This is a genomic window from bacterium (genome assembly GCA_035295165.1).
Taxonomy (GTDB): domain Bacteria; phylum Sysuimicrobiota; class Sysuimicrobiia; order Sysuimicrobiales; family Segetimicrobiaceae; genus JAJPIA01.
The window spans coordinates 1-9,198 of sequence record DATGJN010000081.1 but is presented as its reverse complement, the minus strand read 5'-3'; the positions used below and the strand labels follow the sequence as shown (position 1 = coordinate 9,198).

The 9,198-nt window shown below is 65.0% G+C and carries 8 protein-coding genes; 7 read left to right on the top strand and 1 reads right to left on the bottom strand.

Going from position 1 to position 9,198, the window contains the following annotated elements; translation table 11 throughout:
- Nucleotides 1-205 precede the first annotated feature (205 nt).
- The 6 genes from VKZ50_12780 (at nt 206) to VKZ50_12755 (ending at nt 6,942) form a co-directional block, all read left to right on the top strand.
- The gene (locus tag VKZ50_12780) at nt 206-1,207 is read left to right on the top strand and encodes an IS110 family transposase (protein ID HLJ60592.1); all 1,002 of its coding nucleotides are present in this window, start codon (nt 206-208) and stop codon (nt 1,205-1,207) included.
- Between the two features lie 817 nt (nt 1,208-2,024).
- Nucleotides 2,025-3,734, top strand: a complete 1,710-nt coding sequence (locus VKZ50_12775; protein HLJ60591.1) for an ATP-binding protein — start codon at nt 2,025-2,027, stop codon at nt 3,732-3,734.
- 24 nt (nt 3,735-3,758) lie between these two features.
- Nucleotides 3,759-4,196, top strand: coding sequence for a response regulator (locus VKZ50_12770; GenBank protein HLJ60590.1), 438 nt, complete (start codon nt 3,759-3,761; stop codon nt 4,194-4,196).
- Between the two features lie 41 nt (nt 4,197-4,237).
- Nucleotides 4,238-6,151: an HD domain-containing phosphohydrolase gene (locus VKZ50_12765; protein ID HLJ60589.1), complete on the top strand. Its 1,914-nt coding sequence runs from the start codon at nt 4,238-4,240 to the stop codon at nt 6,149-6,151.
- A gap of 141 nt (nt 6,152-6,292) precedes the next feature.
- A complete protein-coding gene (locus VKZ50_12760; GenBank protein HLJ60588.1) occupies nt 6,293-6,505 on the top strand; it encodes a hypothetical protein in 213 nt (70 codons plus the stop codon).
- Nucleotides 6,506-6,813: 308 nt separating this feature from the next.
- Nucleotides 6,814-6,942 (top strand): transposase, encoded by a 129-nt coding sequence (locus VKZ50_12755; GenBank protein HLJ60587.1) that lies wholly within the window; start codon nt 6,814-6,816, stop codon nt 6,940-6,942.
- Between the two features lie 90 nt (nt 6,943-7,032).
- On the opposite strand, the gene VKZ50_12750 is transcribed toward VKZ50_12755, so the two are convergent.
- Nucleotides 7,033-8,250: an IS110 family transposase gene (locus tag VKZ50_12750; protein ID HLJ60586.1), complete on the bottom strand. Its 1,218-nt coding sequence runs from the start codon at nt 8,248-8,250 to the stop codon at nt 7,033-7,035.
- Nucleotides 8,251-8,488: 238 nt separating this feature from the next.
- Between VKZ50_12750 and VKZ50_12745 the strand changes: the two genes are divergently transcribed.
- The gene (locus VKZ50_12745; protein HLJ60585.1) at nt 8,489-9,067 is read left to right on the top strand and encodes a helix-turn-helix domain-containing protein; all 579 of its coding nucleotides are present in this window, start codon (nt 8,489-8,491) and stop codon (nt 9,065-9,067) included.
- Nucleotides 9,068-9,198: the final 131 nt, after the last annotated feature.

Genomic DNA, 9,198 nt, shown 5'->3' with positions numbered 1-9,198 from the left:
GATCCCTCGCGATCGCCGCCAGCGACTTGCCAGACTCCCGCACCAACCGGACTGCCTCCGCTCGAAACTCCTTCGCATACGGTGGGCGTGTCTTCCCCACGGTGGACTCCTCTCTGGGGTCTTGACCCCCTAACGATAGGGATTACGATGAAAGCGCGCGTCACCCCAGAACAACGCAGGAAGCGATTCAGGCGGAGGTGAGCGGATGTTATACGTCGGGGTCGACGCGCATAAAGCCACAGCACACATCACTGTGGTCGATGAATCTGGGGCAGTTCTGCGTCGCCGTCAGATCTCGAGTTCCGGTGCTGCAGTACACGAGGCCTTGGACGATCTGGACCAACCAATGAAAGCCGTCGTGGAGGCAAGCTACCTCTGGGGGCCGATGTACGACTGGCTCGCTGAGATTGCTGACGAAGTGGTCCTCGCGCATCCGACCAAGGTGCGGGCGATTGCATCCGCGCGGATCAAGACCGACGCCATTGATTCACAGGTCCTCGCCCATCTCCTCCGGACGAATTTGATCCCTGCTGCTCACGCGCCATCCCGGGAGGTCCGCGCTGTCAAACGAGTTCTGCGCCGGCGCATGTTTCTTGTCCGGCTACAAACGATGATAAAGAATCGGATCCAGGCCCTGCTCACTCAGCACGTGGTCGAACGCCCCAAGGTGACGGACCTCTATGGGGTCGCCGGCCTTCGCTGGCTCCGACAAGTGACTCTTCCACAGCCCGACGGTAACCTGCTGCACGATGACTTAGCACTCTTGGGCGTCATACGTGACCACATCGCAGGGACTGAACACATGATTGCCACACTCGCCACACATGACAAGGTGGTCACCTGGTTGGCCAGCCTGCCCGGCATTGGCGCGTTCTTGTCCGTGTTGATTCGTCACGAGGTTGACGACATGGATCGCTTCCCAACCGCCAAACACTTTGGCAGCTACACTGGCCTCATTCCGGCAACGTACGCGTCCGGTGCCCGCGTGATCCACGGGCCATTGACGAACCATGGGAACAAGTGGCTTCGTTGGGCGTTCATCGAAGCGGTCACTGCGGCGATCCGTGTCTCGTCGGAACTCCGGCGCTACTACGAACGGATCAAGGCGCGCCGCGGTGCTCAGGATGCGCGAACGGCCACAGCGCGCAAGCTTGCCGAATTGGCTTGGACAGTATGGACGCAGCGTCGATGCTACGAGGCGAGGTGACGTCGGACCGCTTTCCACAGCTCAGGAGAGTTCGGAACCCCGGCTGCCCTCCGTGGACAATGGGCATCAGGCCCCCCGATAGGGATTAGGGAGCCGCGGGTCCGATCGCTACGTGTGTGCCGGCGTACGCGTCGGGCACGAATGGAGGTATGACCACAAGGGTTCCGAGCTGATGGGCTTGACGCGCGCTTTCATGGAGGTGTCCACCAAACCGGGTCAACTCCACCCAATAAAGAGGCGTTGCTACGTTGTAGGAGACTCCCCTCCGACGGTCCAGCCTCCGCGTCGCGCGGCGTCTAACTCCGACCCAAAGTGGGCACGACTCTCATGCGACCCCCGGCGTGCGGCGGTCGTGATCCACACAACGTTTGGGGAGGGGGGAGCGCGAGAATGCGACACGTTCTGACGGTGCTGGTGTTGGGAACAGTTCTGTTGTTCGGCACATCGATGGCTTTTGCTCACGGAGGTGCTCCGGCTTCACCTCTGGGGCACACGATCTCGAATCCGATGACCGATCTCCCTGACAACGACGACCAAAACAACTAGCTGATTCGTTGGTCAATGGTGGGCCTCGGGAGCACGTTGCCGGAGGCCCTTAGTAAGCGCCCGACGCGCCGGATCCGCGCGCTATCGTCGTACTCTGATCGTCGTACATCGCCGCTTTCCCAAGGCAGGTCCAGGCCAAACGCAACCCCCGCCGCCAGTGAGTCCGCGGGCCGGACGCTGGTTCTGTCTAACCAGATTCCCCCAAGGGCATAGAACAGATAGGCAAGAGCGGCATGCGACAGAAAGCGAGTTCCTTAACACGAGGAGCACAATGAGTGGAGTGCCCGTTCGCGCCGTCGACGGTGTCAGCGGCTTTCATCTTCTCTTCGCGAGCAACCCCCTCCCCATGTGGATCTATGATCTGGAGACGCTTCAATTTCTCGAGGTCAACGATGCCGCCGCGGCCCAGTACGGCTATGCGCGCGACGAGTTCCTAGGGTTGACGATCCTCGACATCCGGCCCGCCGAGGATGTGCCGCGCGTGCGCGACCATGTTGCCGCCGGCCGCCCCAGGCTGCAGGCATCCGGCATGTGGCGCCACCGACGCAAGGACGGGGCTGTGATTGACGTGGACATCGTCTCCCACACACTGGATTTCGGCGGACGCGCGGCGTCCCTGGTCGTCGTCCGGGATATCACGCTCCAGAAACGGGCGGAGCGGGAAATAGCGCAACTCCTCACACGCGAGCAGGCCGCACGTGCCGCCGTAGAGGAGGCCAGAGAGCGCCTCGCGTTTCTGGCCGAAGCGAGCCGAGAGCTGGCGAGTTCGCTCGACCACAAGGCGACGCTCGCCACCGTGGCCCGCCTCGCCGTGCCAACTCTGGCCGACTGGTGCGCCGTGGACGTGGTGGACGAGCATGGGGCGATTGTCCGTGTGGCGACCGCGCATACCGACCCGGCCAAGGTTGCGCTCGCCGAGGAGCTCGTGCGCCGGTACCCGCCCGATTGGAACGCGCCGCATGGGGTGCCCAAAGTCCTGCGCACGGGCAAGCCGGAGCTCTATCCCACGATCCCCGAGGCTATGCTCGCGGAAGGGGCGCGAGACGCAGAGCACCTGAGGCTTCTCCGGACGCTGGGGATGCAGTCCGCCATGGTGCTCCCACTCGTCGCCCGCGAGGGGATCGCGGGCACGCTGACATTCGTGAGCGCGGAGTCCGGGCGGCACTATATGGAGGCCGATCTGGAGCTGGGCCAAGAACTGGCCTTCCGCTGCGCGCTGGCCGTGGGGCGCGCACAGCTCTACCGGGACGTGCAGGCGCTCAACGCCGAACTGGAGCGGCGCGTCGCGGAGCGAACAACGCAGCTTGGGGCGGCGAACAAGGAGCTCGAGGCTTTTAGCTACTCGGTCGCTCACGACCTGCGGGCTCCGTTGCGCACCATCAACGGCTTCAGCCAGGCCCTTCTGGAGGACTACCAGGGCCGCTTGGATGACACCGGTCAGGGCTTCCTCTTCCGGATTCGCCGGGCGACCCAGCAGATGGAACGGCTCATCGACGATCTGCTGTCACTCTCGCGGCTCAGCCGGGCGGAGCTGCGGCGTCGGCCTGTAGATCTCACCACGATCGCCGAACGGGTCGTGCGGTCCTTGCGACAGGGAAAGCCGGACAGACCGGTTGCGGTCACGATCGCGCCGGGCCTCACCGCTGACGGGGATGACCGCCTGCTCGAGGCCGTCTTCGAGAACCTCCTCGGCAACGCCTGGAAATTCACGCGGGACCAACCGCTCCCGCAAATTGAGGTCGGCGTGATAAAGCAGGCGGGCGGGCCGGTGGTCTTCGTGCGGGACAATGGCGCCGGGTTCGACATGGCTTATTCGCACAAGCTGTTCGCCCCCTTCCAGCGGCTGCATACCGCGGCCGAATTCGAGGGGACGGGGATCGGGCTGGCGATCGTGCAGCGCATCGTCAATCGCCACGGCGGGCGGGCCTGGGCGGAGGGGGAGGTGGGCAAAGGCGCAACCGTCTACTTCACCCTCCAGTGACTGATGGTGCGGAAAGGAGCTGGCATGGGGACGAAAACGATCCTGCTCGTCGAAGATAACCCGGATGACGTCGCGCTGACCTTGCGGGCGTTCAAGAGCTACCATATTGCCAACGAAGTCGTGGTGGCGCAGGATGGCACGGAGGCGCTCGACTACCTGTTCGGCACAGGTGCCTACGCGACGCGGAGCCGCAATGATCCCCCGGCGGTCGTACTGCTCGACCTCAAGTTGCCGAAGGCGGACGGGCTCGAGATACTTCGTCGGGTGCGCATGGACGATCGGACGCGGCTGCTCCCTGTGGTCATCCTGACGTCCTCACGAGAGGAACAGGACCTCCTGAACGGCTACTCGCTCGGAGCCAACAGCTACATCCGGAAGCCCGTCGACTTCGCCCAGTTCGCCGAGGCGGTACGACAGCTCGGCGTATACTGGCTCGTCCTCAACGAGGCCCCACCGTTGTGACAGAAGCAAGGCCCGGGGCCAGTTCCCCGCGGCGCACCGCAGTGGCGCCCGTAGCGGTGGTGGGTGGGCCCCTCCAAGTACTGTTCGTCGAAGACTCGGAGGACGACGCCGCGCTCGTGGTACGGCAGCTGCGCCAGGCGGGCTATATCCTGAACTGGGAGCGCGTCGACACCGCCCCCGCGATGGCCACCGCGCTCCGCGCGCAAGTATGGGACCTGATCGTCTGCGACTTCTCGATGCCGCAATTCGACGCCTGGGGCGCGCTGGAAGTACTCCGTCAGAGCGGCCTCGACCTCCCGTTCGTTATCGTCTCGGGCACGATCGGCGAAGACACCGCCGTCCAGGCGATGAAGGGGGGCGCCCACGACTACCTCCTGAAGGGCAACCTGACGCGGCTGCCCGCGGCCGTCGAGCGGGAGCTGCGCGAGGCCATCGTCCGGCGGGAGCGCGATCGAGTAGAGGAAGAGCTGCGCGACCGAGACAGGCGGCTGCGGCTAGTGGTCGAGCAGGCGCCGCTACTTCTGTGGACGACCGACGCGGAGCTGCGGTTCACGTCGTTCGAGGGTGGCGCGTCGGGCCGCGCGGACGGTACGGACAGCCGGCCTCTCGGTATGGCGCTGCAAGCGTACTTCCAGATGACGGTTCCGGGCTCTTCCCTCGTGGCGAGCCACCGGCGGGCGTTGGGTGGCGACTCTGTGGCCTACGAGTTCAACTGGCGGGCCCTGACCTTCCAGGGCCGGGCCGAGCCCCTGCGCGATCAGACGGGTCGCATCGTGGGCGTCATCAGCGTGGGACTCGACGTCACCGAGCGCAAGCGCGCGCAGGAGAAAATCGACCGCCAGCTCCAGCGCCTGGGCGCGCTGCACACCATCGACATGGCCATCACCGGGGGCGTCGAGCTTACTCGCGCGCTGGGCGTGGTCCTCGAGCAGGCGCTGGGCGGGCTTCGAGTGGATGCGGCGGACATTCTCCTGCTCAATCCCCATACCCAGGAACTTTCCTTCGCCGCCGAGCGCGGCTTTCTGACCCTAGCTCTCCGCTACACGCGCCTGCGGCTGGGGGAGTGCTATGCGGGCCGGGCGGCGCTCGAGCGGCGCATCATCGACGTCCCCAATCTCGTAGGCTATCCCGGCCAGCTTGCCCGCTCCCCGCTCCTTCCCGAGGAGCAGTTTGTCGCCTACTGCGCGGCCCCGCTGATTGCCAAGGGGCAGGTCCGGGGGGTCCTGGAGGTCTTCCAACGGCGCCCGGCCGCGCGCGACAACGAGTGGCTGGAGTTTCTGGACGCCCTGGCGGTGCAGGCGGCAATCGCCATCGACAACGCGAGCCTCTTCGCCGACGTGCAACGGGCGAACGTCGAGTTGACCCTTGCGTACGATACAACGCTGGAGGGCTGGGCTCAGGCCCTCGACTTGCGGGACCAGGCGACCGAGGGGCACTCGCGGCGCGTGACGGAGATGGCGGTGCGGCTGGGGCGTGCCCTGGGGGTCGGTGAAGCGGAGCTCGTGCACATGCGTCGTGGCGCGCTGCTGCACGATATCGGCAAGATCGCGATTCCGGACCACATCCTGCGCAAACCGGGATCGCTTGCGAGCGATGAGGAGCAGCTCATGCGGCAGCATCCAGTGCGCGCGTACACGCTGCTATCGCCGATCGCCTACCTTCGTCCCGCCCTCGACATCCCGTATTGCCATCACGAGAAGTGGGATGGGAGCGGGTATCCTCGGGGGTTGCGGGGCGAACAGATCCCGCTCGCGGCTCGAATCTTCGCGATCGTCGACGTCTGGGACGCCCTGCGCTCGGATCGTCCCTACCGTCCCGCGTGGGGACGGGACCGGGCGCTAGCGCACATCCGTGAGCAGGCGGGTTCTCACTTTGACCCTCGGGTCGTCGAGGTCTTCCTGGAGATCGCCGACGTGTTTGACAAATTGCTCCCGAGCGGGCCGACTCGGCCCTGAGAGCCTGATCGCAAGGAATCTGGGCAAACCTCGATGGGCCGCTGTAGGGGTATGCCAGCATGCCTTCCCAATCGGTCACGATGGCGCAAATGAGAAGCCAACAGCGACGGCGAACAACGGAGCCACGGAGAGGGTGACGTCATGCCGACGCCGATCGACACGAAGTATCAGGGTGGGTTCGCCTACGCGATCTTCCTCGACCAGGCGGAGCGTACCTACACCTGGCGCGTCGTTCGGTCTGGAGGGCCCTCGACTCTCACGATTGCGGAAGGGATCGCACCAACTCCCCTGGGCGCGTTCGAAGACGCGGAGGCCGCCCGTGGAAACGCGATGCGGTCAGACGCGAACACGTGAAGATGGCGGCTTCTCCTCGCTACGCGGGACGCCCCCGGACCGACCACAAAACGAACGCGACCCCGACAGTGCTCTCGACGTTGTCGCATACAAGCTCGTGCGGGAGCTTCCGCCTCTTTCGGGCGAAAAGCCGGTAGTGCTCGATAGCTTCGTCCGATAGGGCAAGCGAACGCAGCACATCAAGCGCATCGAACTTGTATTGCTCAGATCGTATTCGGACAAAACGGCCAGAAATTGAGTGAGAGGTCCCGCACTTCCCGGAACCGACCGAGAGGAGGTCGAATCTATGGGACAGGGGGTGCGGTGGCATGGGGGACGCAACGCAGCGACGGTGGACGGCCGAGGAGAAGCTGCAGATTCTGGACGAGGCGCGCAAGACCGGCCAGACAGTGAGCGAGGTGTGTAGCCGCCACCAGGTGGTGTCAACGCCGGGATAAAAGTGACCCTTACATTAAGGGCTCTTCCGGCTTTCGTGTGGGTGAATGAAGCAGGATGCGCTATGCTCATGCCCAGAGAGACTCCCTATGTCAAGAGGCGAGTGACAAATGAGCCGCGCGGGCGTTGAGGAACCGAGCTTCGTCGTAGATGCGGTGGTCACGACGCATGGCGATGATGATGCGCAGCCAGACATTGCTGAGCATGCGAATCGCCTCGGCGTGCTTCTTCCCGCGGGCCCGTACGCGCGTGTAATAGATCTGCGCCCACGGGCAGCGCCGCAGGCTACAGAAGGCGAACTGCCACAGCGTGGCGCGCAAGGGATGAATGCAGGCGCGCCGAACCCGGACGATGCGGGCGGTCCCGCTGGCCCGGGTCACGGGCGCGGTGCCGGCCTCGCATTGGGCGACGGCAGCCTCGCGATACCGGTCGCGATTGTCGCCCAGTTCCCCGACCATCCTGGCGGCGAGACAGTCACCAGCGCCAGGCAAGCTGCGGTAGAGCTCGCCGTCAGGATGGAGTTGCAATATCCGTTGAATCTCCCGATCGTAGGCGTCCAGTTGCGCGGTGAGGGTGCGCGCCTGCTGGGCGAAAGTGCGGGCCAAGCGGGCCTTGGTGCGCACGATGACCGGGGCAATTTGAAAGCCCCGCGTCTGCATGGCGGCGTGAATCCGGTCGGCTTTCGCGGCATTCCCCGGGGAGTGGTGCCTTCGCAGGAAGGCCTCCAGCCGCTTCCGCGAGACCATGCGCAGGGTCTCGCGGGTCGGGAAGGCGTCGAGCACCGCCAGCGCCACGGGCCGGTCGGGATCGGGAAACAGGGTCAGAAACTCCGGGAAATAGGCTTTCAGACACGCGGTGAGCTGATTACTCAGCATCGTCTTGGTGCGGACGAGCTCCGCGCGGTCCCGGGTGAGCGTCCGTAATTCCTGGGCGATCTCGGAGTCCGGGTGGAGAGGGCGGTACAGAGCTCGATCCGTGCGGAGGAGCGTGGCGAGAACCCAGGCGTCCCGCAGATCCGACTTGGCACCGGCGACCCGAAAGCGCTCGCGGTGGCGATCGACGGCCTTGGGATTAATCGCATAGATCGTGAATCCCTGGTCCAGCAGCGCGCCAACGAGGGGGCCTTGGGACGTTTCCAGCGCGACGGCGACCTCTTGCGGGTTCGGGACGCGTGCATGGATGAGGGCCATGAACCGCTCCAGCTCTTCCGCGGTGTGGGCGACGGTCCCCGATGCCAGCGTCGTCCCCGTATCGTCCATGAAGCAGTAGACGTGTTCCGCATCCGCCCAATCGATCCCGACCAACAACACCAGCTCTCACCTCCCGACCAACGTCTGGGGGAGCCATGCGCGGCGGCGCCACAGCCTTCTATTGCAACGGCGTTCGGGACGCGTCTCCCTATCGGTGGTCTGACGCCGCGCCGCTCCCGGGGAGAGATAGTCTCTCTGAGGCGGTCGAGCCGCAAGGGGGATATGATCTTCTCCCCAGGAGTGGCACCCTTGAGCACTACTATTCGACACGCACTATGACATAGAAGGGGGCAGAGCGATGCGCGACGTGGAGTTGTACGCGACGATCCTGGGCCTCACCCCACCGTGGAAGGTGGTGGCCGTGGACATCGACGTCAAAGGCGAGCAGGTCACGGTGAAGGTGGACCCCGGGCCTGGCCCGTTCCCGTGTCCGGAGTGTCAGACGCGCTCGCCGGGGTATGATCGCAAGCCGCGGCGGTGGCGGCACCTGGACACGTGTCAGCTGCAAACGTGGATTGAAGCCGAGATCCCCCGCGTGCAGTGTCCCCAGCATGGCGTCAAACAGATCGCGATTCCGTGGGCGGAGCCGGGCAGCCAGTTCACGATGCTCTTTGAGCGACTCGCCATCGACCTGCTACGGGAGTGCTCGGTCACCGGGGCGACGGGCCTGCTGCGCATCAGCTGGGACGAAGCGTGGGGGATCAAGGCCCGGGCAGTTGCCCGCGGGCTGGCGCGGCGCACGGTGGAGATCCGCCCACGCCTGGGGGTGGACGAGAAGGCGATCACCAAGGGCCACCGCTACCTGACGATCGTCGCAGACCTGGAGCGCCCACGGGTGCTGTTTGTGAATGCGGACCGGACGGAAGAGTGGAGTTGACCCGGTTTGGTGGACACCCTATCGTTAGGGGGTCAAGACCCCAGAGAGGAGTCCACCGTGGGGAAGACACGCCCACCGTATGCGAAGGAGTTTCGAGCGGAGGCAGTCCGGTTGGTGCGGGAGTCTGGCAA